The 23,301-nt window shown below is 71.4% G+C and carries 15 protein-coding genes; 7 read left to right on the top strand and 8 right to left on the bottom strand.

The features are described 5' to 3' along the window. Positions 1-41: 41 nt before the first annotated feature. Positions 42-5,444, bottom strand: a complete 5,403-nt coding sequence (gene pulA / locus DDJ31_RS10890) for a pullulanase-type alpha-1,6-glucosidase (protein ID WP_127180471.1) — start codon at positions 5,442-5,444, stop codon at positions 42-44. Between the two features lie 221 nt (positions 5,445-5,665). On the opposite strand from pulA, the gene DDJ31_RS39040 reads away from it, so the two are divergent. Both DDJ31_RS39040 and DDJ31_RS39045 read left to right on the top strand, forming a co-directional pair. Beyond that, positions 5,666-5,860, top strand: coding sequence for a hypothetical protein (locus DDJ31_RS39040; protein WP_164784799.1), 195 nt, complete (start codon positions 5,666-5,668; stop codon positions 5,858-5,860). Positions 5,861-5,865: 5 nt separating this feature from the next. Further along, a complete protein-coding gene (locus tag DDJ31_RS39045; RefSeq protein WP_431028309.1) occupies positions 5,866-6,003 on the top strand; it encodes a carbohydrate-binding module family 20 domain-containing protein in 138 nt (45 codons plus the stop codon). Between the two features lie 7 nt (positions 6,004-6,010). Here the strand turns inward: DDJ31_RS39045 and DDJ31_RS10905 are convergent, their stop codons facing one another. The 5 genes from DDJ31_RS10905 to DDJ31_RS10925 form a co-directional block, all read right to left on the bottom strand. Next, a complete protein-coding gene (locus DDJ31_RS10905; protein ID WP_171480805.1) occupies positions 6,011-7,387 on the bottom strand; it encodes an alpha-amylase in 1,377 nt (458 codons plus the stop codon). Positions 7,388-7,565: 178 nt separating this feature from the next. Next, positions 7,566-9,236: a glycoside hydrolase family 13 protein gene (locus DDJ31_RS10910; RefSeq protein WP_127180470.1), complete on the bottom strand. Its 1,671-nt coding sequence runs from the start codon at positions 9,234-9,236 to the stop codon at positions 7,566-7,568. A gap of 61 nt (positions 9,237-9,297) precedes the next feature. Then, positions 9,298-10,209, bottom strand: coding sequence for a sugar ABC transporter permease (locus DDJ31_RS10915; RefSeq protein WP_127180469.1), 912 nt, complete (start codon positions 10,207-10,209; stop codon positions 9,298-9,300). 12 nt (positions 10,210-10,221) lie between these two features. Beyond that, complete coding sequence (locus DDJ31_RS10920) at positions 10,222-11,226, bottom strand: carbohydrate ABC transporter permease (RefSeq protein ID WP_127180468.1); 1,005 nt, start codon at positions 11,224-11,226, stop codon at positions 10,222-10,224. 94 nt (positions 11,227-11,320) lie between these two features. Then, positions 11,321-12,589 carry an extracellular solute-binding protein gene (locus DDJ31_RS10925; protein WP_127180467.1) on the bottom strand — a complete coding sequence of 423 codons (1,269 nt, stop codon included), beginning with the start codon at positions 12,587-12,589 and terminating at the stop codon, positions 11,321-11,323. Between the two features lie 379 nt (positions 12,590-12,968). On the opposite strand from DDJ31_RS10925, the gene DDJ31_RS10930 reads away from it, so the two are divergent. Next, on the top strand, positions 12,969-14,003 hold the full coding sequence (locus tag DDJ31_RS10930; protein ID WP_127180466.1) for a LacI family DNA-binding transcriptional regulator: 1,035 nt from the start codon (positions 12,969-12,971) through the stop codon (positions 14,001-14,003). Between the two features lie 131 nt (positions 14,004-14,134). Next, positions 14,135-14,998, top strand: coding sequence for a phosphatase PAP2 family protein (locus DDJ31_RS10935; RefSeq protein ID WP_127180465.1), 864 nt, complete (start codon positions 14,135-14,137; stop codon positions 14,996-14,998). A gap of 42 nt (positions 14,999-15,040) precedes the next feature. Here the strand turns inward: DDJ31_RS10935 and DDJ31_RS10940 are convergent, their stop codons facing one another. Beyond that, positions 15,041-18,034 carry a bifunctional [glutamine synthetase] adenylyltransferase/[glutamine synthetase]-adenylyl-L-tyrosine phosphorylase gene (locus DDJ31_RS10940; RefSeq protein ID WP_127180464.1) on the bottom strand — a complete coding sequence of 998 codons (2,994 nt, stop codon included), beginning with the start codon at positions 18,032-18,034 and terminating at the stop codon, positions 15,041-15,043. 398 nt (positions 18,035-18,432) lie between these two features. Between DDJ31_RS10940 and DDJ31_RS10945 the strand changes: the two genes are divergently transcribed. From DDJ31_RS10945 to DDJ31_RS10955, 3 genes are read left to right on the top strand one after another with little or no spacing between them, the layout of a single operon-like run. After that, complete coding sequence (locus DDJ31_RS10945) at positions 18,433-19,323, top strand: alkaline phosphatase family protein (RefSeq protein ID WP_127180463.1); 891 nt, start codon at positions 18,433-18,435, stop codon at positions 19,321-19,323. A 1-nt stretch (position 19,324) separates the two neighbouring features. Then, on the top strand, positions 19,325-20,617 hold the full coding sequence (locus DDJ31_RS10950) for an MFS transporter (RefSeq protein ID WP_127180462.1): 1,293 nt from the start codon (positions 19,325-19,327) through the stop codon (positions 20,615-20,617). Between the two features lie 37 nt (positions 20,618-20,654). Further along, entirely contained in the window at positions 20,655-21,680 is a 1,026-nt protein-coding gene (locus DDJ31_RS10955; RefSeq protein ID WP_127180461.1) for a TolB family protein, read from the top strand. Between the two features lie 3 nt (positions 21,681-21,683). On the opposite strand, the gene glnA is transcribed toward DDJ31_RS10955, so the two are convergent. Beyond that, positions 21,684-23,045 (bottom strand): type I glutamate--ammonia ligase, encoded by a 1,362-nt coding sequence (glnA, locus tag DDJ31_RS10960; protein ID WP_093829713.1) that lies wholly within the window; start codon positions 23,043-23,045, stop codon positions 21,684-21,686. Between the last annotated feature and the right edge of the window lie 256 nt (positions 23,046-23,301).

The raw sequence follows: 23,301 nt of genomic DNA on the forward strand, positions 1-23,301 counted from the left end.
AGACCGGGGATTGGGGTCTGCCCCACCAAGGTAAGCCCGTTTCAGCTGGTCCGGGAGAATATCGCCACAGTACGACCCGGAACGGCGAACGTGCCCGAAGCCCGCGTGTACGACGACCGCTTCACGACCGGGTCGGCGCCGGTGGCCTGCACCGGGTGCAGCCGGTAGCCGGTGCCGGCGAGGGCGGCGATCCGCTGGTCCCGCGCGGTCGGGGCGGCGTTGAACACGACGACCAGGTCGCCCAGGCGCATGGTGATGACACCGGGCGTCTCGTCCTTCCCGGAGAGCGGGAAGGTGAGCGCGTTCTGCACCTGTGCCGCGGTGGAGAGGGCGAAGGCCGGTTCCGTGGTGCGGATGCGCTCCAGGTCGCGGTAGGCGGCCGAGGCGCCGGTGATCTCCGGGCAGCCCACCCGCACGCTCGTCAACAGGGGTGTGGCGTAGGGCCACTTGGGCGCGTTGTCGGCGGCGGGCGGCAGTCCGCGCCCGAAGCCGTTGCCCGCCGAGCAGTTCCAGTGGATCGCGTTGAACCAGTCGCCGCTGTCGTAGGAGTTGCGGTCGAGGGACTTGGAGCGCAGCAGGTCGGTGCCCGCCTGGGAGAGTGCGGGGCCCTGGGAGAGGGCGGCGGTGGCCATCGCGAGGACCTGCGCCCTGGCCCGGTCGGAGGCGCCGGTGCCCAGGGGCAGTTTGTAGGTGAGGGTGTCGAACAGCGACTCGTTGTCGTGGGCGTCGGCGTAGGCGAGGGCGTCGCCCGGGGCGTCGGCGTAGCCGGCGGGCGCGCCGTTGTAGTCGACCTGGGCGCCGGTGACCTCCTTGCCGTCGGTGTCGGTGAACCTGTATCCGGCGAGGTTGCCGGTGAGGCCGACCTTGATCAGGTCCTGGTAGTGCAGCAGGCGGGCCTTCTGTTCGGCCCTGCTGCCGTTCGCGGTCGAGGAGTTGGGGTCGGTGTAGAGGCCGGAGGCGAAGCCCTGGACGCCCGGGTCGTCGTCGAAGGGGCTGCCGCCGCGCACCGCGTCGCGGGCCCGGTCGGAGAAGGTCGCGATGCCGGTGCCGGCCATGTTCTTCTGGGTGGCCTGCGTGAAGCGGGCGTCGTCGGCGACCTCGCCGAAGTTCCAGCCCTCGCCGTACAGGATGATCTTCTTGCCGTCGACGCCGTCCTTGGCCGGGGTCAGGGCGTCGAGGGCCTTGCGGACGGCGAGGATGTTGGCCTTGGGGTGGTGGCCCATGAGGTCGAAGCGGAATCCGTCGACCTTGTACTGCCTGGCCCAGGTGACGATCGAGTCGACGACCAGCTTGCCCATCATGGTGTTCTCGGGGGCGGTGTTCGCGCAGCAGGTGCTGGTGGCGACCGACCCGTCGGCGAGGAGGCGCTGGTAGTAGCCGGGCACGATGCGGTCGAGGACGCTGGTGTCGCCCTGTCCGGCGGCGGAGGTGTGGTTGTAGACGACGTCCATGACGACCCGCAGCCCGTCCTGGTTCAGGGACTTGACCATCTCGCGGAACTGGACGGTGCGGGCGGTGCCGTTCGGGTCGGTGGCGTAGGAGCCCTCGGGGACCGTGTAGTGGTAGGGGTCGTAGCCCCAGTTGTAGGCGTCCTTCGCGGCGCTCTGGGCCACGCACGCCTGCTGGCGGTCGGAGTCGGCGGGGAGGGCGGCGAGGTCGCAGGCGGGGCTCGCCTGGTCCGACCTGGTCTCGGGGACGGTGGCGAAGTCGAAGACGGGCAGCAGGTGCACGTACGAGGTTCCGGCGGCGGCCAGTCGGCGCAGGTGCTTGGCCCCGTCGCCGTCGCGGTCGGTGAAGGCGCGGTAGGTGCCGCGGTCCCGGGCGGGCACGGTCGGGTCGGCCACCGAGAAGTCCCGTACGTGCAGTTCCTGGATCTGCGCGTCCCTCATCGGGACGGCCTTCGGCTTGGTGTACGTCGACCAGCCGGCCGGGGCGAGCGCCTTGTCGGCCAGGTCGACGACGAGAGCGCGGGCGGAGTCGGCGGTCAGGGCGACCGCGTAGGGGTCGGTGACCTTGTTGGTGACGGTCCTGCGGACGGTGGGCGCCCAGACCGTGACGGCGTACCGGTACTCCTTGCCCTTCCAGGACGCGGGCCCGGTGACGGACCAGACGCCGGTGGCGTCGTCGCGGCGCATCGGGACGGTGGTGCCGGCCACGTCGAGGGCGACCTTCCGCGCGGTCGGCGCCCACACCGACAGGGTCGGCCTGCCGTGGTGGAAGACCGGCCCGAGGCGGGCCTTCGACGCGTCGTAGAGGTCGTCGAGGACACCGGCGGTCTGGACGCCGGTGGCGGCGAGGACCGCGCCGTTCGCGGCGCGCTGCGAGGCGACGAGCTGTCCGCGCAGCGCCTGGCGCACCCGGCCCCGGTCGCGCGGGTCGACGGACCAGGCGGTGAGGTCCTCCAGATGCGGGAACCGGGTCTTCTGGGCGGCGCTGAGGGTGGTTCTCGTCAGCCGCAGCCAGCGTTCGTCGTCGCTGGTCAGGGCGCCGTCGCGGACGGTGATCGAGCCGCCGGAGGAGGCGAGGAGCTGGGTGGAGACGGCGCCCTCCGCGCCGTTCCAGACGACGGTGTCGCGGTCGATCCAGACCGCCTTGGAGGTGGTCAGGTCGAGGGCGGCGGCCGATCCGACGGGCTGCGGCAGCAGGTACTTCTGCCGGCCGCCGAGCAGCCACACCTCGTGGCCGTCGGCGGTGATGTCGAGGGACTGGTCGGTGGGCAGGTCCTTCTCGTCGCCCTTGTGCAGGATGTAGCTGAGGCTGGTGGCGCCGTCGGTGAGCGGCACCTCGTAGACCGCGCCGTAGGCGTCGGTGCGCGCCGGGGCGAGCGGCTTCGACCAGTCGGTGGGGGCGGCGGCGCCGGTCCACACGTGCAGGCCCCAGCCGTCGTAGTTCCCGTCGGCGCGGTGGTAGTGCAGGACGGCCTTGGCGGTGTCCTGCGGCGGGTAGGCGGGCCGTTCGGCGCGCACCTCGGGGTCGCCCTGCTCGATCCAGACCTCGCCGGTCTCCGTCAGGTCGATGGCGCGGTCGGAGGCGACGTCCTTGTCGCCGTTCTTGTCGATGACGAGGAACCCGACGTTCGAGGCGCCGGGCTTCACCTTGACGTAGGCGAAGGCGCCGTAGGCGTCCCGGCCGGTGAAGGGGTGGCTCGCGGGCCAGGTGGTGGACTCGCCGTCGGCGAGGTCGCCCCAGGCGTACAGGCCCCAGTCGGCGTAGTCGCCGTCGGCGCGCTTGTAGTGGACGATCGCGTAGTCGCGGGTGGAGACGGTGGGCGGCGCCTCGACGGGCGGGGTGCCGGTGCTGCTCGTGGCGGTGGCGCTCGCCGTGCGGCCGGACCGGTCGATGACAACGGCCTTGTAGCGCAGGGCCGTTCCGGCCGGGACGTCGGCGCCGACGGTGTCGGTGACGCGGTAGGGGGCGTGGTCGGCCGAGCCGAGGACCCGCCACTTCCCGGTGCCGGTCTGGGCGGCGAACACCACCCGGTCGAGGCCGCCGCCGGGGACGTCGGCGCTCACCTCGACGGTGCCGGTGGCGCCGGCCGCGGGGGGCGTGAGGGTGATCGACGGCTTGGCCGCGGGCTTCGCGAGCGGGCCCGCCGCCTTGAGGACGATCGCCCGGCCGGCCGGGACGGTGACGGTGACCTTCCGGTCGGCGCCTGACGTCACGGTGGCCGACGTGCCGTGGATCCCGCGGAACGTCATGCCCGCCGAGCCGGTGGCGAAGGTCGCGGAGCGGGCGCCCTCGGCGTTGTTGAGGGCGACGACGTACTCGGTGCCGGTGCGCGCGTCGGTGCGGGAGAAGGCGTACACGCCCGCGCCGTCGGCCGCGTACCGCTCGGTCTGGACGCCGTCGCTGAGCGCGGGTTCGGCCTTGCGGAGCGCGGCGAGTGCGCGGATCTGGCGGTAGAGCGGCGCGCCGGTGTCGTAGGCGTCGTCGGCGTGGGTGCGGTCGGTGCCGATCTCGTCGTCGTCGAGGTAGTCGGCGACCTTGGAGGCGAACATCGTCTGGCGGGCGTCCTTGTCGCCGCCCGCGCCGGTGAAGCCCTGTTCGTCGCCGTAGTAGACGACCGGGTTGCCGCGGCTGAGGAACATCACCTCGTTGGCGAGCCGGTCCTTGGCGAGGAGTTCGGCGTCGCCGGCCTTCGGGTTGTCCTGCTTCAGGAACGCGCCGATGCGGCCCATGTCGTGGTTGCCGAGGAAGGTGACCTGCTCGTAGGCGTTGGCCTTGTCGGTCGTGTACTTGTAGTCGTCGGCGAAGACGGCCGCGAGCCGCTGGGCGCTCCCGCCCTGGGAGGCGTAGGCGCGGGCCGCGTCCTGGAACGGGAAGTCGAGGGTGGCGTCGAGGCGGCCCTGGGTGACGTAGGGCGAGGTCACGGAGGTGTCGGCGGAGTAGACCTCGCCGAACATGAAGAAGTCGTCGCGGCCCTGGCGGGCGGCGTAGGCGTCGAGGGCGGTGGCCCACTGGGTCCAGAAGTCCATGTCGACGTGTTTGACCGTGTCGATGCGGAAGCCGTCGATGTCGAAGTCCCGCACCCAGCGCTGGTAGATCTTCTCCATCCCGGTGACCACCTCGGGACGCTCGGTCCACAGGTCGTCGAGCCCGGAGAAGTCGCCGTAGGTGGTGGACTCGCCGGCGTAGGTCGAGTCGCCCCGGTTGTGGTACATCGTCGGGTCGTTGAGCCAGGACGGCACCTTGGCGCCGCTCGTGGCGGTCGGGGTGCGCGGGAAGGAGCCCGCGTCGACGGCCGGGAAGCCGCGGTCGCCCTTGGCGTAGTCGGCGTCGTCGAACGGCTCGCCGTCCTTGGTCAGATACGGGAAGGCGCCCTTGGAGAGGTAGTCGTAGGACTTCTCCCGGTAGTCGACGACGTCGGCGGTGTGGTTGGTGATGACGTCGAAGTAGACCTTCATGCCCTGGCGGTGGGCCTTGGAGATCAGCGTCTCGAGGTCCGCGTTGGTGCCGAAGTGCGGGTCGACCTGGGTGAAGTCGGTGATCCAGTAGCCGTGGTAGCCCGCCGACGGCTGCCCGGCGTCGGCGCCCTGCACGGGACGGTTCTTGAAGATCGGGGCGAGCCAGATGGCGGTGGTGCCCAGGCCCTTGATGTAACCGAGCCTGTCGGTCAGGCCCTTGAGGTCGCCGCCCTGGTAGAAGCCCTTGTCGGTGGGGTCGTAGCCGGTGCTCAGCCGGGAACCCGTGAGGCCGCCCTTGTCGTTGGCGGTGCTGCCGTTGGCGAAGCGGTCCGGCATCACGAAGTAGAACTGCTCGCGGGTGGCGTCGTGGCGGGCCGGCTCGGCGGCGAGCCTGGCGTCCGAAGGGGGCGCGGGCACGGTGGCCGCCTGGGCGGCGATCGGCTGGACGAGGGCCGCGGTCAGCGCGGCCGCGGTGACGGCCGCGACCCGTCCGGGGTGCGCGGTGCGGCGCGTCCAGCGCGCCGGCCATCTCGGTCTCACAGGCGTGAACTCCTTGTGCGTGCGGCTCGGTCGGGTCCGGCCTCCGTGCCGTGGGACGGCTGCGTCGCCGGGCGCCCGCGCGACGGTACCGCTGCCGCAAGGGTTGCAGCAAGAGGTCTGCAACTCACAGCAAGAACTTTCAACTTCGACCTTGACGGCCCTTCCCCGCTACCGCACGCTCACGGGTTGTCAACCCCCAACCCCCGTTCACGGAGCCGCACATGACCGCACGACACCGGCCTCCCGACGCCCTGCGCCGGACCGTCACCGCCGCCGCGGCGGGCGCCCTCGCGCTGGCCGGCGCGATCGCGCTGCCCGCGCCCGCCGCACGGGCGGCCACCACCGCCAGGGGCGACGTGATCGCCAACCTCTGGGGCTCTCCGCCACCGGCTACCCGGTCTGGTCCGCCACGGTGAAGGCCGTGCCGGTCAGCACGGCCTTCACCTACAAGTACCCCAAGAAGGACGCGTCGGGGAACGTCACCTGGGAGTCCGGCACGAACCGCGCGTACACGACGGGCGGTTCGTCCGGCTACACCGTCAGCGACACCTGGAAGTAGCGCGGGCTCAGCAGCTCGACCGGCCGGCGTAGACCGCCAGCGCCGTGTTGCCGCCCAGGGTGGCGGTGAACTGCCCGGCGGAGTTCACCGTCACCGTCGTGTTGTTCTGCACGTTGCAGTAGGTGCCCGCGGCCAGCGACGTCTGGTAGGTGCGGCTCAGCGAGCCCGACTCGTGGTTGACGGCCACGAAGCCCTTGCCGCCCCGGCCGAAGGCGATCGCGTTGCCGCCGTTGTCCCACCAGTCCGTCAGCCCCTGGCCGCGGGTGGCGTTGCGGAAGGCGACCATGGACTTGATCTCGGGCCAGGCGTGCTGGCACTTCCAGCCGTTCTGCCAGCAGGCGCTCACCGCACCCCCGTTGGGCGGCCCGGCGTCCGCGTCCGACCACTCGTAGCCGGAGTTGATGTCCGGGGCGCCGTAGGGGTAGGCGAGCATGAACACGTTGGCCAGCGTGTAGTTCGCGCCGTCCTTGTAGCTGAGGGTGCTGCCGTTGCGCTCGGTGTCGTGGTTGTCGACGAAGACACCGGCGACCGAGTTGCTCAGATAGCCCCAGCCCTCACCGTAGTTCTTCAGGTAGGCGAGCTTCTCGGAGGTGAAGACCCGCTTGAGGTCGTAGGCGTACCGGAACTCCTGGACGTCGCCGTTGCGGGTGTACTCGGTGGGCTGGACGGCCTCGCCCGCGCCGTAGATGACCTCCTGCTTCCAGTACGCGGACGGATTGGTCAGCCGGGACTTGATGTTGGCGAGGTCGGCGGTGTCGATGTGCTTGGCCGCGTCGACGCGGAACCCGTCGACGCCGAGCGAGAGCAGGTCGTTCAGGTACCCGGCGATCGTCTTGCGGACGTACTCCTCGCCGGTGTCGAGGTCGGCGAGACCGACGAGTTCGCAGTGCTGGACGTTCCAGCGGTCGCCGTAGTTGCTGATCTGCGCGGTGCAGTCGTCGAAGTCGTACGAGGAGTACAGGCCGGGGTAGTTGTACTTGGTGTACGAGGAGCCGCCGGTGCCGGTGCCGCTGCCCGCCGACATGTGGTTGATGACGGTGTCGGCGACGACCTTCACACCGGCCGCGTGGCAGGTGCTGACCATGTTCTGGAAGGCGGCCCGGTCCCCGAGCCGCCCGGCGATCTTGTACGACACCGGCTGGTACGACGTCCACCACTGCGCGCCCTGTATGTGCTCGGCGGGCGGCGAGACCTGGACGTACCCGTAGCCGGCCGGGCCGAGGGTGGTGGTGCACTCCCTGGCGACCGAGGCGAAGTTCCACTCGAAGAGGACGGCGGTGACGTCCTTGGTGCCGGGCGGGGTCGCCTGGGCGGTGCCCGGGGCCATCACGGCGGCGGCCGCGGCGAGGGCGAGGGCGCCCGCAAGTGCTCTGGTTCTGGCCATGTGGGGGTTCCTTCTCCGTTGAAGGTTCTTGCAGAAAACTTCTGGAAACCTTGCGGTTGCGCAGATGTTAAAGGCCCGCCGCCTGAAAAGGCAGCGGGCCGACGGAAGTTGATGGAAGAAGTTTCGGTGGCGGCCGGCGGTAGGGGGACGAAGCCGGTCAACCCGCCGCCACCGGCGGTCAGTCGGTGGCCGTGGTCCACCAGAGCGTGGTGTCGGCGGGCACCTTCGCCTCGCCGTCCGTCTCGGCGATCTCGCCGCTGGCCAGCAGCACCCGCCCGCGCACCGGGACGGTCACGGGTTCGGTGCCGGTGTTGGCGACACACACGAACTCCCCGCGGCGGAAGGAGAGTACGCCCTCGGGGGCGCGCAGCCACTCCACCGCGTCACCCGCGCCCAGGTCGGGCTGGGCCCGCCGGACGGCGAGCGCGGCGCGGTACAGCTCCAGCGTGGAGCCGGGCACCCCGGTCTGCGCCTCGACGCTCAGCTCGCCCCACGACGACGGCTGCGGCAGCCAGCTGCCGCCCGCGCCGAAGCCGTAGGAGGTGCCCTCGCGGGTCCAGGGGATCGGCACCCGGCAGCCGTCGCGGAAGCCGTCCTGGCCCGCGCCCCGGAAGTAGGCGGGGTCCTGGCGGACCTCGTCGGGCAGGTCGACGACGTCCGGGAGGCCTAGCTCCTCGCCCTGGTAGACGTAGGCGGAGCCGGGCAGCGCCAGCATCAGCAGGGTGGCGGCGCGGGCCCGGCGCAGGCCGAGTCCGCGGTCGCCCGCGGTGCGGATCTGGGTGCCGAGGCCCGGCGGGTTGGCGAACCGGGTGGCGTGCCGGGTGACGTCGTGGTTGGAGAGCACCCAGGTGGCGGGGGCGCCGACCGGGCGCATCGCCTCCAGGGTGCGGTCGACCACCGAGCGCAGCTGCTCGGCGTCCCATTCGGTGGTCAGGTACTGGAAGTTGAACGCCTGGTGGAGTTCGTCGGGGCGGACGTAGTTCGCGGTGCGCTCGACGGTCGGCGTCCACGCCTCGGCGACGAAGACGCGCTCGCCCGAGTACTCGTCGAGGATCCTGCGCCACTGGCGGTAGATCGCGTGGACGCCGTCCTGGTCGAAGAACGGGGTGACATCGTTGCCCAGCAGCTTGAGCTGGTCGTGCGAGCCGAGGTCGGGCAGCCCCTCGGCCTTGACCAGGCCGTGGGCGACGTCGATGCGGAAGCCGTCCACGCCGATGTCGAGCCAGAACCGCAGGATGGAGCGGAACTCGTCGCCGACGGCGGGGTGTTCCCAGTTGAAGTCGGGCTGTTCTGGGGCGAAGAGGTGGAGGTACCACTCGCCGTCCTCGACCCGGGTCCAGGCCGGGCCGCCGAAGACGGACTCCCAGTCGTTGGGCGGGAGTTCGCCGTTGTCGCCGCGTCCGGGGCGGAAGTGGTAGCGGTCCCGCAGCGGGGAGCCGGGCCCTTCGGCGAGCGCCCGCTTGAACCACTCGTACTGGTCGGAGGAGTGGTTGGGGACGAGGTCGACGATGATCCGCAGCCCCAGCGTGTGGGCGTCGCGGATCAGCGCGTCGGCGTCCAGCAGGGTGCCGAACATTGGGTCGACGGCGCGGTAGTCGGCGACGTCGTAGCCGGCGTCGGCCTGCGGGGAGGCGTAGAAGGGGCTCAGCCAGACGGCGTCCACGCCCAGGTCGCGCAGGTAGGGAAGTCGGGAGCGGATGCCCGCCAGGTCGCCCATGCCGTCGCCGTCGCCGTCGGCGAAGCTGCGCGGATAGACCTGGTAGATCACCGCGTCCCGCCACCAGTCGCGGCGCCCCGCGACGGTGGCGACGGTGGGGTGGGGGGCCGGGTCGGCTGCGTGCTGGCTCATGTCGTCCTTGCAGATGACGGAGTCATCGGTCGTTGGGGTGGGCGTGGGGCGGCGGGCACGGTCAGCCCTTCGTGCCGCCCGCGGTGAGGCCGGTCACCAGGTTCTTCTGCACGAGGTAGAAGAACGCGGAGACGGGTATCGCGATCAGCACCGCGGTGGCCGCCATCAGGTTGCGCTGCGCGTCGTGTTCGCTGACGAAGGTCTGCAGTCCGACGGCGAAGGTGTACTTGGTGTCGGAGAGCATGAACGTCGAGGCGAAGGCGACCTCGCCGAAGGCGGTGAGGAAGCTGTAGAACGCGGCGACCGCGAGTCCCGGCCTGGCGAGCGGCAGGATCAGCCGGGCGAAGGTGCCGAACGGCGAGAGTCCGTCGACGCGTCCGGCCTCGTCGATCTCGAACGGGATGGTGTCGAAGTACCCCTTGAGCAGCCACGCGCAGTACGGCACCGCGGTGGTGCAGTAGACGAGGACGAGGCCGAGGTAGCTGTCGACGAGCTGGAGGTCCGAGAGGATCTGGTACATCGGCACCATCAGGACGGCCACCGGGAACATCTGGGTGACCAGCAGGACCCACATGAACTTCCGGTAGCCGGGGAAGCGCATGCGGGAGACGGCGTAGCCGGTGGTCGCGGCGATCAGCACCCCGATGACGGTGGTGCCGAGCGAGACGATCAGCGAACTCTTCAGCCAGTCGAAGAACTCGGTGTGCTGAAGCACGAACGAGTAGTTGGCGAACGTCATCTTCCGCCAGATGCCGCCCGGGTGGAGGTAGTCGTCCTTGTCGGGGCCGAGCGAGAGGAAGACGAGCCAGGCGATCGGGAAGAGCGCGATCAGGCTCGCGACGGTCAGGACGCCATGGGAGACGAGGCTGCCCAGCGGGGTGTTCTCGCCGCGCCTGCGGGTCCGGCGCGGCGGGGCGGCGGGGGTGCCAGGCCCGGTCGTCGCGGCGGAGGTCTCGACGGTGGTCGTACTCATGGGGCTCCCGCCTCAGATCGCGAGCTGCTGGTCGTTGCGGTTGAGCCAGCGGCGGTAGAAGGAGGTGAAGACGATCAGGATGGCCAGCAGCAGGATGCCGTAGGCGGCGGACTGCGCGAAGTCGCGCGGCTGCTGCCCGAAGCCGAGGTAGTAGGCCCAGGTGACCAGGATCTGCGCGTCGGGCGCGGTGTTGCCGAACAGCAGGAAGATCACGGCGAACTGGTTGAACGTCCAGATGATGCCCAGCAGGACGACGGTGGAACCGACCGGGCGCAGGCCGGGCACGGTGACATGGCGGAAGCGCTGCCAGGCAGTGGCGCCGTCCATCTCGGCGGCCTCGTAGAGGGAGGCGTCGATGGACTGGAGGCCGCCGAGCAGGGAGACCATCATGAACGGCACCCCGCACCAGGTGTTGACCATGATGGCGGCGAACCGCTGCCAGAAGGTGTCCTCCAGCCAGTTGGGCGAGGGCAGGTGCAGGGCGTGCAGGACCGAGTTGAGGACGCCCCCGTCGGCGAGCATGAAGCGCCAGCCGAAGACGGTGACGAAGGTCGGCACGGCCCACGGCAGGATCAGGACCAGCCGGTAGACGGTGCGTCCGCGCAGCTTCTGGTTGAGCAGCAGGGCGAGGCCGAGCCCGATGGTGTAGTGCAGGGCGACACAGATGGCGGTCCAGGCGATCGTCCAGATGAAGTGCGACCAGAAGCGGTCGTACGCCGTCGCGCCGAACAGGATGTCCTTGTAGTTGTCGAGCCCGATGAACTTGTAGGTGGCGTCGATGTGGTTGACGCCGATGGTGCGGGCCGTGTTCAGGCTGTTGGCGTCGGTGAGGGTGAGATAGAGGCCGTACAGCAGGGGGTAGAGCACGAGGACGCCGAGCACGACGGCCACCGGCGTGATCATCGCGTAGGCGTACCAGTGCTTCTGGTAGCCGCGCCTGAGGCGATGGCCAAGGCCGGGCCGGGGCGCGCGGTCACCGTGGCGCTTGCCGGTCGCGCGGTCGATGGCGACTGTCATGGTTCGACAACCTTCTGGGAGGTCTGCTTCTGGGGGCGGGCCTGGCACGGCCGCCGGACCCCTCCCCCCGGGGGCGGTCCGGCGGCCGGCGCGATCACTTGCTGAAGTCGGGCACCAGCTTGGCGATGGCGAGTTCGGCGTTGCCGAGACCCTTGTCCAGGGACTCCTTGCCGCCGGCGATCTTGGGCAGCTCGGTGTCCAGCGGACCCCACAGGGAGCTGTACTCGGGCAGCGCGGGGCGCGGCTGCGCGGCGGCCAGGACGCCCTGGAAGCCGGCGATGCCCGGGTCGGCCTTGACCTCGGCGGTGTAGGCGTCGTCGCGGGTCGGCAGGGTGGAGTTCTTCAGGGCGATGGCCGACTGGGACTTCGCGGACGTCATGAAGTTCACGAACTTCAGCGCGGCCTTCTGGTGGGCGGCGTCGGAGCCGGCGTAGACGGACAGGTTGTGGCCGCCGGTCGGGGCGCCCGCCTTGCCGGTGGAGCCGGCCGGGACGGTGGCGATGCCGAGGTTGGCCTTGTCCTTGAACGCGGAGCCGTTGTAGAAGTTCGTTATCTCCCACGGGCCCTGGACGATCGCGGCGACCTTGCCGTTGACGAACGCGTCCTGGATGTGGGCGTAGGCGTCGGCGGTGGTGTCCGCCTTGTGCAGGCCCTTGCCGTCGAAGAGGCTCAGCCAGGTGCCGTACGCCTTCTTGGCGGCGGGCGAGTCGACGGTGACCTTCTTGGCCGCGGCGTCGACGGTGTCGGTGCCCTCGCCGTAGAGGAAGGACTGCGCGTAGTAGGCCTGGGTGGAGCCCCAGTAGCCGTCGACGCCGGTCTTCGCCTGGATGGTGGCGGCGGCCTTCTTCAGGCCGTCCCAGGTCTTCGGCGCCTCGACGCCCGCCTTCGCGAAGAGGGCCTTGTTGTAGACGAGCGCGAGGGTGTCGGTGACCAGCGGGACGCCGTAGGTCTTGCCCTCGTACTGGGCCTGCGTGATCAGGCTGGACTGGAACTTGGCCTGGTCCTTGAGGGCCTCGGTGCCGTCGAGCGGCAGGAAGAAGCCCTTCTTGGCGAAGGCGGGGGTCCAGCCGACCTCGGAGCGCAGGATGTCCGGGGCGCCCTGGGAACCGGCGGCGGTGTCGAACTTGTTCTGCGCCTGGTCGAAGGGGACGTTGACGTACTTGACCTTGACGTCCTTGTTGGCGGCCTCGAACTCCTTGACGAGGGCCTTGTACGTGGGCGCCTCGTTGGTGGCGTTCGAGGTGTCCCACCAGGTGATCGTCACCGGGCCCGAGGCCTTGTCGCCGCTGTCGCTCCCGCCGCAGGCCGTCGCCGCGAGGGCGAGGGACGCCACCAGCGCTGTGGCCGCTGTGCCACGCCGCATGAGTTCTCCTTGAGGGTGTGAGCCCGTGTGGTGCGAGGGCGGCCCCGTCCGCCGCCTTCGCCTACTTGCCGACTGCGCCGTTGCGGCGACCGGGCGACGTGAACGTAACAGCCAGGTAAGCGGCGCGAAAGACCTTGCTGAAAAAAATTGCAAGGCAATGCGGAAGTTATCCGCGTGTGATCTGTCGGCGATCGTCATGAGACGCTTGTTTACGGCGGTGGAGCGCCACAGGACCGGTTGTGCAAGACTCTGCAAGCTCTTGCCATCACGTTCACGAGGGAGTGCGATGACGCAGCAGCCCGGACCGGGCCGCCCACCAGGCCGCACCAGGCGACCTATTGGTGTGCAAGGGCAGAGACGACCGGTACAGTCCGGTGCCGTGACCACACGGCTAGCCGACATCGCCGCCCAGGCGGGGGTGAGCGAAGCGACCGTCAGCCGCGTCCTGAACGGGAAGCCGGGCGTCGCCGCCACCACCCGCCAGTCCGTGCTCGCCGCCCTCGACGTGCTGGGCTACGAGCGCCCGGTACGGCTGCGGCAGCGCAGCGAGGGGCTGGTCGGGCTGATCACGCCGGAGCTGGAGAACCCCATCTTCCCCGCGCTGGCCCAGGTCATCGGGCAGGCGCTGACCCGGCAGGGCTACACCCCGGTGCTGGCGACGCAGACGCCGGGCGGGTCGACCGAGGACGAGCTGACCGAGATGCTGGTGGACCGCGGGGTCGCCGGCATCATCTACGTCTCCGGGCTGCACGCGGACACCACGGCCGACATGGAGCGCTACGAGCGGCTGCGGGCGCAGGGCGTGCCGTACGTGCTGGTGGACGGCTTCTCGCCGAAGGTGCAGGCGCCGTTCATCTCGCCGGACGACCGGGCCGCGATGACCCTGGCGGTGACGCACCTCGTCTCCCTCGGCCACACCCGGATCGGCCTGGCGCTCGGCCCGAAGCGGTTCGTGCCCGTGCAGCGCAAGATCGACGGGTTCGTGCGCGCGATGCAGGACCAACTCGGGCTCGCCGCCCAGGAGATCGAGTCGGATCTGGTGCAGCACTCGCTGTACACCCTCGAAGGCGGCCAGGCCGCGACCGCCGCCCTGATCGAGCGGGGCTGCACGGCGGTGGTCTGCGCGAGCGACATGATGGCACTCGGTGCCATCCGGGCGGCCCGGCAGCGGGGCCATGAGGTCCCCCGGGACATCTCGGTGGTCGGCTTCGACGACTCCCCGCTGATCGCGTTCACCGACCCGCCCCTGACCACGGTCCGCAAGCCGGTTCCGGCGATGGGACAGGCGGCGGTCCGCACGCTCCTCGAGGAGATCGGCGGGACACCCGCACCGCACAGCGAGTTCGTGTTCATGCCGGAACTGGTGGTGCGCGGTTCCACCGCGTCGGCGCCCGGGGAACGGAATCGTCCCTAGGGTGGAGACGGCGGACTCCCCACCGCGCGGCGGGGGGTCCGGACGGTGGTCCCCTCGGCGCAGGACATGCGACCCGGACCCGACCAGGGGATGATCGGTGAGGGAAGCTGTTTCTGGCAGAATTGACGCCTATGGGTGACTCGACCGTGACCAGTCTGGAAGACCGCGAACCGGTGGCCGTCCCGCACTCCGTCACGGGCCGAGGAGGGCGGGATCTGCTGCGCCGGATGCGCACTCCGCGACGTCCCAGGCTCTGGTTCGAGATCCTGCTGATCGCGGTGAGTTACTGGACGTACTCCCTGATCCGCAACGCGGTTCCGGAACAGCGGGCCGAGGCGCTGCGCAACGCCGACTGGATCTGGCGGATCGAGCACGACCTCGGGATCGCCGTCGAGGACTCGGTCAACCACGCGGTGAACGCGGTGTCCTGGCTGATCGTCGGGATGAACTACTACTACGCGACGCTGCACTTCGTCATCACGCTCGGCGTCCTGGTCTGGCTGTACCGCTGCCATCCGGGACGCTACGCGGCGGCCCGGCTGGTGCTGTTCGCGACGACGGGTGTGGCCCTGGTCGGCTACTACCTGTTCCCGCTCGCCCCGCCCCGGCTGATGAACGGCGGCGACTTCGTCGACACCGTGTCGGTCCACCAGACCTGGGGCTCGATGGCCTCGGGCGATCTGAAGCACATGTCGAACCAGTACGCCGCGATGCCGTCCATGCACATCGGCTGGTCCCTCTGGTGCGGGCTGACGATCTTCGCCCTGGCGAGCGTCCCGTGGGCGCGGGTGCTCGGCCTGCTGTACCCGGCGGTGACGCTGCTGGTCATCGTGGCGACGGCCAACCACTTCTGGCTGGACGCGGTGGGCGGCGTCCTCTGCCTCGCCTTCGGGTTCGCGGTGTCGCGGCTCTGGTACGGCACGCTGCCGTACCGGCTGCCGAGGACGGTGCCGGAGAACCCACCGGAGGACCGGGCCGACGCGACGCCCGCCTGACCCGGCGCCTGTCTGCCCGGCGCCTGTCTGCCCGGTCCCGCGTCACGCGCCGTAGAACAGTTCCTCCACGACCGTGCGGGCCCGGCGCGCGGTGCGGCGGTAGGCGTCCAGCATGTCGCCGACGTGACCGGACCCGTACCCCAAGTACCGTCCGACTGCCGCGAGTTCACGCCCGTCGGTGGGGAAGGTGTCACCGGCCCTGCCGCGTACGAGCATCACCGCGTTGCGCACCCGGGTGGCCAGCACCCAGGCCTCGTCCAGGGTCTCGGCGTCCTCCGTGGACAGCAGTCCGGCCGCGCGGGCGGCGGCGAGCGCCTCCCGGGTCCTGGTGGTGCGCAGACCGGGTTCGGCCCAGCCGTGCCGCATCTGGATCAGCTGCACGGTCCACTCGACGTCCGACAGGCCGCCGGGGCCCAGCTTGGTGTGGAGCTTGGGGTCGGTGCCGCGCGGCAGCCGCTCCGACTCCATGCGCGCCTTCAGCCTGCGGATCTCCCGCACCGCGTCCTCGCCGAGCCCCTCCGCCGGGTAGCGCAGCGGGGCGATCAGGTCGACGAAGCGGCGCCCGAGGTCCTCGTCGCCCGCCACCGGTTCGGCGCGCAGCAGGGCCTGCGCCTCCCAGACCAGGGACCAGCGGCGGTAGTAGGCCGCGTAGGAGTTCAACGTCCTCACCAGCGGGCCCGACTTGCCCTCCGGGCGCAGGTCCGCGTCGATGAGCAGCGGTGGGTCGGCGCTGGGGACCTGGAGCAGCCTGCGCATCTCGGAGACGACCCTGTTGGCGGCGTCGGACGCCTCCCGCTCGGGGACGCCCTCGCGCGGCTCGTGCACGAAGAGCACGTCGGCGTCGGAGCCGTAGCCCAGCTCGTGGCCGCCGAAGCGGCCCATGCCGATGATGGTGAAGCGGGTCGGCAGGGTGTCGCCCCAGCCGGCCCGCACCACCGCGCGCAGGGTCCCGGCGAGGGTGGCCCCCGTCAGGTCGGAGACCGCGGCGCCGACGACGTCGACCAGGGCGCCCTGGTCCGCCTCGGCCGGCCGGGCGTCGGTGCCGTAGGAGCCGACGATGTCGAGGGCCGCGGTGCGGAACAGCTCCCGGCGCCGCACCCCGCGGGCCGCGGTGACGCCCTGTTCGGCGTTCTCGGCGCGGCCCGCCGCCGCGAGCGCCTCCTGCTCCAACGGGCCCCGCCCGCGCGGGCGCAGGCCGCCTCCCGGGCCGTCGCCGAGGAGGGCGACGGCCTCCGGGGCGCGCATCAGCAGGTCGGGGGCGAGCCGTCCGGCGGAGAGCACCCGGGCGAGGTTCTCGGCGGCGGCGCCCTCGTCCCGCAGCAGCCGCAGGTACCAGGGTGTCTTGCCCAACGCGTCCGACACCTTGCGGAAGTTGAGGAGTCCGGCGTCCGGGTCGGCGGAGTCCGCGAACCAGCCGAGCAGCACCGGCAGCAGGGTCCGCTGGATCGCCGCCTTGCGGGTGACGCCCGAGGCCAGCGCCTCCAGGTGCCGCAGCGCCGCCGCCGGGTCGACGTAGCCGAGCGCGACGAGCCGTTCCCGCGCCGCCTTCGGGCTCAACCGCACCTCGCCGGGGGCGAGTTGGGCGGCGGCGTCGAGCAGCGGGCGGTAGAACAGCTTCTCGTGCAGCCGCCGGACGACGCCCGCGTGCCGCCGCCACTCGCGGTTCAGTTCGGCGACCGGGTCGACGCGCAGCCCCAACGAGCGCCCTATGCGCCGCTGGTCGGCGTGGTCCTCGGGCACCAGGTGGGTGCGGCGCAGCCGGTAGAGCTGGATGCGGTGTTCCATGGACCGCAGGAACCGGTAGGCGTCGTCGAGCTGGACGGCGTCGGCCCGCCCCACGTAGCCGCCGGCGGCGAGCGCCTGGAGGGCGTCGAGCGTGGTGCCGCTGCGCAGCGTCGGGTCGGCCCTGCCGTGCACCAACTGGAGCATCTGGACGGCGAATTCGACGTCCCGCAGTCCGCCGGGGCCGAGTTTCAGCTCGCGGTCGACCTCGGCGACGGGGATGTTCTCGACGACCCTGCGGCGCATCTTCTGCACGTCGGCGACGAAGTTCTCGCGTTCGGCGGCCTGCCAGACCAGGGGGTCGACGGCGGCGATGTACTCGGCGCCGAGGTCGAGGTCGCCGGCGACCGGGCGGGCCTTGAGCAGGGCCTGGAACTCCCAGGTCTTCGCCCAGCGCTGGTAGTACGCGAGGTGGCTGCTGAGGGTGCGCACCAGGGGTCCGTTGCGGCCCTCGGGGCGGAGGTTGGCGTCGACGGGCCAGATGGAGCCCTCGACGGTGGTCTCGGAGCAGATCCGCATCAGGTGCGCGGCGAGCCGGGTGGCGGCCGGTACCGCCTTCGCCTCGTCGACGCCCTCGACGGCCTCGCCGACGAAGATGACGTCGACGTCCGAGACGTAGTTCAGTTCGTGGCCGCCGCACTTGCCCATCGCGATCACGGCGAGCCGGCAGAGCGCGGCGTCCTCGGGCGCGGCGGCGGACGCGATGGCGAGGGCGGCGCGCAGGGTGGCGGTGGCGAGGTCGGCGAGTTCGGCGGCGGTCTGCGGGACGTCGGTGGTGCCGCACACGTCACGGGCGGCGATGGAGAGCAGGCAGCGGCGGTAGGCGACGCGCAGCGCGACGGGGTCGGCGGCGTCGGCGAGCCCGCGCTCGAACTCCAGCACGCCGGGGTGGAGGTCGCTGGGCTCGTAGGTGACGAGGACCTCCCAGTCGCGCGGATGCCGGGTGAGGTGGTCGGCGAGGGCGGCGGAGGCGCCGAGGACGCCGAGCAGGCGGTCGCGCAGCGGTTTGGCCGCTATGACCGTGTCGAGGAGTTCCCTGCGGTCGGGGCCGGGCTGCGCCTCCAGGAGCCGGACCAGGCCGAGCAGGGCGAGATCGGGATCGGCGGTGGCACCGAGTGCCTCAAGGAGCACCGGGTCGTCGCGGACGCCGGCCAGCTCGACGCTGTCCAGCAGGCGTTCGGCGGCGGACGGGTCGGTGAAACCGTGCCGAAGCAGCCGCGTGAAGGTACTGCTCCTGCGCCCCGGCGCCGTCATCGCGGCCCTCCTGTCGGATCAAGGTCGTACGGGACGAGCCTAATGGCTGAGCTGGGGGGAGGCGCTGGGCAGGTGGGGGCAGGTCGGGTGGGGGCAGGTGGGGCGGCGGTGGTCGCGGTTGCGTTGCCGGGTGCGGGTGGGCGGGGGCCGGCCGCGCGGTTCCCGGCGCCCCTCAGGAGGTGGTCGCACGGTTCCCCGCCCCTCAGAGGGCGGAGGTCGGCGTTGGCCGCGCCCCTCAGAGGGCGGAGGTCGGCGTTGGCCGCGCCCCTCAGGGGGCGGAGGTCGGCGTTCATCAGGGGTTCATGTGGCGGGTTGGCGGGGGTCGGGTGCGGGCATGTTGGCGTGTGCATGCTCAGTCCGCACCGCCAACCCCGTCCCACCCCCCTCCGGAGGTTGATGTGTCCGGCACTCCCGTGTTCCGCCGCGGCCGAACGGCCATGGCGTCCGCGCTCGCCTTCACGGCCGCCGCCGTCGGCCTGTGGACCGGACTCGGCGGCTCCCCGTCCGCGTCCGCCGCGGCCGGCGTACCCACCCCCGATCACGTGGTCGTCGTGGTCTTCGAGAACCACGCCTACAGCCAGGTCATCGGCTCGTCGAGCGCCCCCTACATCAACACCCTCACGTCGGGCGGCGCCAACCTCACCCAGGCGTACGCCGAGACCCACCCGAGCCAGCCCAACTACTTCGCCCTGTTCTCCGGCTCCACCCAGGGCGTCACCGACGACAGCTGCTACACGCCCGGCTTCTCCTCGGCCGCCAACCTCGCCTCCGAGGTGATCGCCGCCGGGGGGAGCTGGGCCAGCTACAACGAGACCCTGCCGAGCCAGGGCTCGACCACGTGCAGCAGCGGCAACTACGCGCGCAAGCACAACCCGTGGTTCGGCTTCAGCAACGTGCCGACCTCCACGGCCCGCACGTTCGCGCAGTTCCCCACCGACTACACCACCCTCCCCGACATCTCCTTCGTCATCCCCGACCTCTGCGGCGACATGCACGACTGCTCGGTGTCGACCGGTGACACCTGGCTGAAGAACAAGCTCGGCGCGTACGCGACCTGGGCGAAGACCCACAACAGCCTCCTCGTCGTCACCTTCGACGAGGACAACCGCCTCAGCGGCAACCGCATCCCGACGGTCCTGTACGGGCAGCCGGTCACCGCGGGATCGTCGAGCGCCACCACGTACAACCACTACGACCTGCTGCGCACCCTGGAGGACAGCCAGGGCCTCGGCGCGCACGCGGGCAACGCGGCGTCCGCGCGGGACATCACCGGGATCTGGACGTCCTGACATGTACGTAGCGGACAGCCGGGCGGGAACGCCGGCGTCCGCGGAGCACGCCGCCCGGCCCACCCGCGCCGGGCGGCGGCGCACCGCGCTCGCCCCCACCGTCCTCGCCCTCGGCACGGTCAGCCTGGTCACCGACGTCTCGTCCGAGATGGTCACGGCGGTGCTGCCGCTGTACCTGGTGGCGGGCCTCGGCCTGTCCCCGCTGGGCTTCGGGCTCCTGGACGGCGTCTACAACGGCTTCTCGGCGCTGGTCAGACTGGTCGGAGGGCATCTGGCCGACCGGGGCGGCGGCCGGCACAAGTGGGTGGCCGGCCTCGGCTACGGCATCTCGGCGGCCTGCAAACCGTTGCTGCTGCTCGTCCACACGCTCACCCCGATCGGCCTGGTCCTGGCGGCCGACCGCACCGGCAAGGGGCTGCGCACCGCGCCGAGGGACGCGCTGATCTCGCTGTCCAGCACGCCGGAGACCCGGGGCCGCGCCTTCGGGACGCACCGCGCGATGGACACGGCGGGCGCGCTGCTCGGCCCGCTCGCCGCGTTCCTGATCCTGCGGGCGACGGTGGACGGCTACGACGCCGTGTTCACGGTGAGCTTCTGCGTGGCGGTCCTCGGCGTCCTGATCCTGGTCCTGTTCGTACCGGCGACCGGGCCCGAGGCACCACCCCGCCCCGCGCCCGGGTCGGCTCCCGCTCCCGACCGCCCCACCCTCCGGGCGGCCCTCGCCCTGCTGCGCCGCCGCGACCTGCGCCGCCTCACGGTCTGCGCGCTGCTGCTGGGACTCGCCACGGTCAGCGACTCCTTCGTCTACCTGCTCCTCCAGCGCCGGCTCGGCGTCCCCGACCGCTGGTTCGCGCTGCTCCCGCTGGGCACGGCCGCCGCGTTCCTGCTGCTCGCGCTGCCGCTCGGCCGGCTCGCGGACCGCTGGGGCCGGCGCCGGGTCTTCCTCGCGGGCCACGCGGCCCTGCTGCTGGTGTACGGGCTGCTGCTGACGTCGTGGCACGGCGCCGCGCTGCCGTACGCGGTGCTGGCGCTGCACGGCACGTTCTACGCGGCGACCGACGGGGTGCTGATGGCGGCGGCCTCCGACAGCGTGCCCGAGGCGCTGCGCTCGTCGGGCCTCGCGCTGGTGCAGACCGGCCAGGCGCTGGCCCGTTTCGCCTGCTCACTGGCGTTCGGCGCGGCCTGGACGTGGTGGGGCGACCGGACGGCGCTGACGCTGTCCACGGCGGCGCTCGCACTCTGCGCGACGTACGCCCTCACCGCGCTGGGCCCGGCCCGGCAGCCCGGGTCATGACCGCCCCGCCCCTCCCCACCGCCCGGAAGGCCCTGTCATGACCCTCACGCTCCGCTCCCGTGTCCTGATCCTGACGGCGGCGCTGGCCGCGCTCACGGCGATCGCGCTGGCGGCCGTGGTGCACGCGTCGGCGCGGGCGGAGCGGCGCGACCGGGTCCAGTCGGGCGGCCCGCAGGTGACACCGGGCCCGGTCACGCTGGATTCCCCCGGCGCCCTCGTCTTCCGCAACCTGGCGTGGGGCCCGCACCGCGACGAGCTGACGACGGTCCCGGCCGCCGCGCCCGCCGGTCCGCGCACCGCGTCGGGCGTGAAGTGCCTGCGCTTCCACGCGGCGGCGGGCACCGGGGTCTGCCTCCAGGCGGTCCACGGACCGGTCTCGGACAGCTACCGCGCCCTGATCCTGGACACGCGCCTCAAGGAACGCGCGCGCTACGACGTGCCGGGCATCCCGTCCAGGGCCCGGGTCTCCCCCACCGGCCACTACGCGGCGTGGACGGCGTTCGTGGGCGGTGACTCGTACGCGGGTGCGAACTTCTCCACGCGCACCGCGCTGGTCGACGTCCGCTCGGGCCGCCTCACGCCGTCCCTCGAGGCGTTCCGCGTCGTCAAGGACGGCCGCGCCTACCACGCGGCGGACGTCAACTTCTGGGGCGTGACGTTCGCGTCGGACGACCGCACCTTCTACGCGACGCTGGCCACCAAGGGCCGCACCCATCTGGTCAGGGGCGATCTGCGCACCCGCACCCTGACCACCCTGCACGCGAACGTGGAGTGCCCGTCCCTCTCCCCCGACGGCAGCAGGGTCGCGTACAAGAAACGCGTGCCCGGCCTCCCGGAGGACGCGCCCTGGCGCCTGTACGTCCTCGACCTCACCACGATGCGCGAGACGCCCCTGGCGGAGCCCCGCAGCGTCGACGACCAGGCGACCTGGAAGGACGAGCGCACTCTGGTCTACGCCCTGCCGGGCGACTACGGGGCCGACCTGTACGAGGTCCCGGCGGACGGCACGGGAACACCGCGACGCGTCACCACCGCGGCGGTGTCCCCCGCGTACCCGCGCTGACGCCTACAGCACCGGCAGGTTCTTCCGCAGCTCGAACGCCGTGACCTCGCTGCGGTACTCCTCCCACTCGCTCTTCTTGTTGCGCAGGAAGAAGTCGAAAACGTGCTCGCCCAGGGTCTCCGCGACCAGGTCGCTGCGCTCCATCAGGGTGAGGGCCTCGCCGAGGTTCTGCGGGAGGGGTTCGATGCCCATCGCGCGGCGTTCGGCGTCCGATAGGGCCCAGACGTCGTCCTCGGCGCCGGGCGGAAGCTCGTAGCCCTCCTCGATGCCCTTGAGCCCCGCGGCCAGCAGCACCGCGTAGGACAGGTACGGGTTGGCGCCGGAGTCGAGGGAGCGGACCTCGACGCGGGCCGAGCCGGTCTTGCCGGGCTTGTACATCGGGACCCGGACCAGGGCGCTGCGGTTGTTGTGGCCCCAGCAGATGTACGAGGGGGCCTCGCCGCCGGCGCCCGCCGTGCGCTCCGAGCCGCCCCAGATGCGCTTGTAGGAGTTGACCCACTGGTTGGTGACCGCGGAGATCTCCGCCGCGTGCCGCAGCAGGCCGGCGATGAAGGAGCGGCCGACCTTGGAGAGCTGGTACTCGGAGCCCGACTCGTAGAACGCGTTGCGGTCGCCCTCGAAGAGGGAGAGGTGGGTGTGCATGCCGCTGCCGGGGTGCTCGGAGAACGGCTTCGGCATGAAGGTGGCCTGTACGCCCTGCTCCAGCGCCACCTGCTTCATGACCAGGCGGAACGTCATGATGTTGTCGGCGGTGGAGAGCGCGTCGGCGTACCGCAGGTCGATCTCCTGCTGGCCGGGGGCGCCCTCGTGGTGGGAGAACTCGACCGAGATGCCCATCGACTCCAGCATGGTGATCGCCTGGCGGCGGAAGTCCATGCCGATGTTCTGCGGGGTGTGGTCGAAGTAGCCGGAGTTGTCGGCCGGGGTGGGCCGGGAGCCGTCCAGCGGGCGGTCCTTCAGCAGGAAGAACTCGATCTCGGGGTGGGTGTAGAAGGTGAAGCCGAGGTCGGAGCCGCGGGTGAGGGCCCGCTTGAGGACGTAGCGGGGGTCGGCGAAGGACGGCGAGCCGTCCGGCATGAGGATGTCGCAGAACATCCGGGCGGTGCCGGGTGCCTCGGCGCGCCAGGGCAGGATCTGGAAGGTGGACGGGTCCGGCTTGGCGATCATGTCGGACTCGTAGACCCGGGCGAAGCCCTCGATCGCCGAGCCGTCGAAGCCGATCCCCTCGTCGAAGGCCTGTTCCAGCTCGGCCGGGGCCACCGCTACGGACTTGAGGAAGCCCAGCACGTCCGTGAACCACAGACGTACGAACCGGATGTCGCGTTCCTCCAAGGTCCGGAGCACGAACTCCTGCTGCTTGTCCATCTTCCGCTTCCCCATCCTTGCTGGTCAGGCCGCCTGTCTCCCGTACCACGGGAAGGCGGTCGGGCACCAGAGCATCCCACCACATCACCATTTCATGCGCGTTGCCGACCATGATCCGGAAGCCGGCCCCGGTGTGAACGCCTCGGGTCCGGCGGGTGTACCGCTCCACAGCCCATAGTGCCTGCTCGCACCCACGTACGTAATGCCCGGCCCGGTGGGCGGCGAACGCGGGAGCGGGGCGGGGCGTGAACCTGTG

The organism is Streptomyces griseoviridis, from assembly GCF_005222485.1.
GTDB classification, from domain to species: Bacteria; Actinomycetota; Actinomycetes; order Streptomycetales; family Streptomycetaceae; genus Streptomyces; species Streptomyces hintoniae.

Bases quoted from the DNA above. Each gene is read 5' to 3' on its own strand.
- glnA (WP_093829713.1), bottom strand. From the start codon at position 23,045: ATGGACAAGCAGCAGGAGTTCGTGCTCCGGACCTTGGAGGAACGCGAC.
- DDJ31_RS10955 (WP_127180461.1), top strand. From the start codon at position 20,655: ATGACCCTCACGCTCCGCTCCCGTGTCCTGATCCTGACGGCGGCGCTG.
- DDJ31_RS10915 (WP_127180469.1), bottom strand. From the start codon at position 10,209: ATGAGTACGACCACCGTCGAGACCTCCGCCGCGACGACCGGGCCTGGC.
- DDJ31_RS10950 (WP_127180462.1), top strand. From the start codon at position 19,325: ATGTACGTAGCGGACAGCCGGGCGGGAACGCCGGCGTCCGCGGAGCAC.
- DDJ31_RS10920 (WP_127180468.1), bottom strand. From the start codon at position 11,226: ATGACAGTCGCCATCGACCGCGCGACCGGCAAGCGCCACGGTGACCGC.
- DDJ31_RS39040 (WP_164784799.1), top strand. From the start codon at position 5,666: ATGACCGCACGACACCGGCCTCCCGACGCCCTGCGCCGGACCGTCACC.
- DDJ31_RS10905 (WP_171480805.1), bottom strand. From the start codon at position 7,387: ATGGCCAGAACCAGAGCACTTGCGGGCGCCCTCGCCCTCGCCGCGGCC.
- DDJ31_RS10940 (WP_127180464.1), bottom strand. From the start codon at position 18,034: ATGACGGCGCCGGGGCGCAGGAGCAGTACCTTCACGCGGCTGCTTCGG.
- DDJ31_RS10925 (WP_127180467.1), bottom strand. From the start codon at position 12,589: ATGCGGCGTGGCACAGCGGCCACAGCGCTGGTGGCGTCCCTCGCCCTC.
- DDJ31_RS10910 (WP_127180470.1), bottom strand. From the start codon at position 9,236: ATGAGCCAGCACGCAGCCGACCCGGCCCCCCACCCCACCGTCGCCACC.
- DDJ31_RS10935 (WP_127180465.1), top strand. From the start codon at position 14,135: ATGGGTGACTCGACCGTGACCAGTCTGGAAGACCGCGAACCGGTGGCC.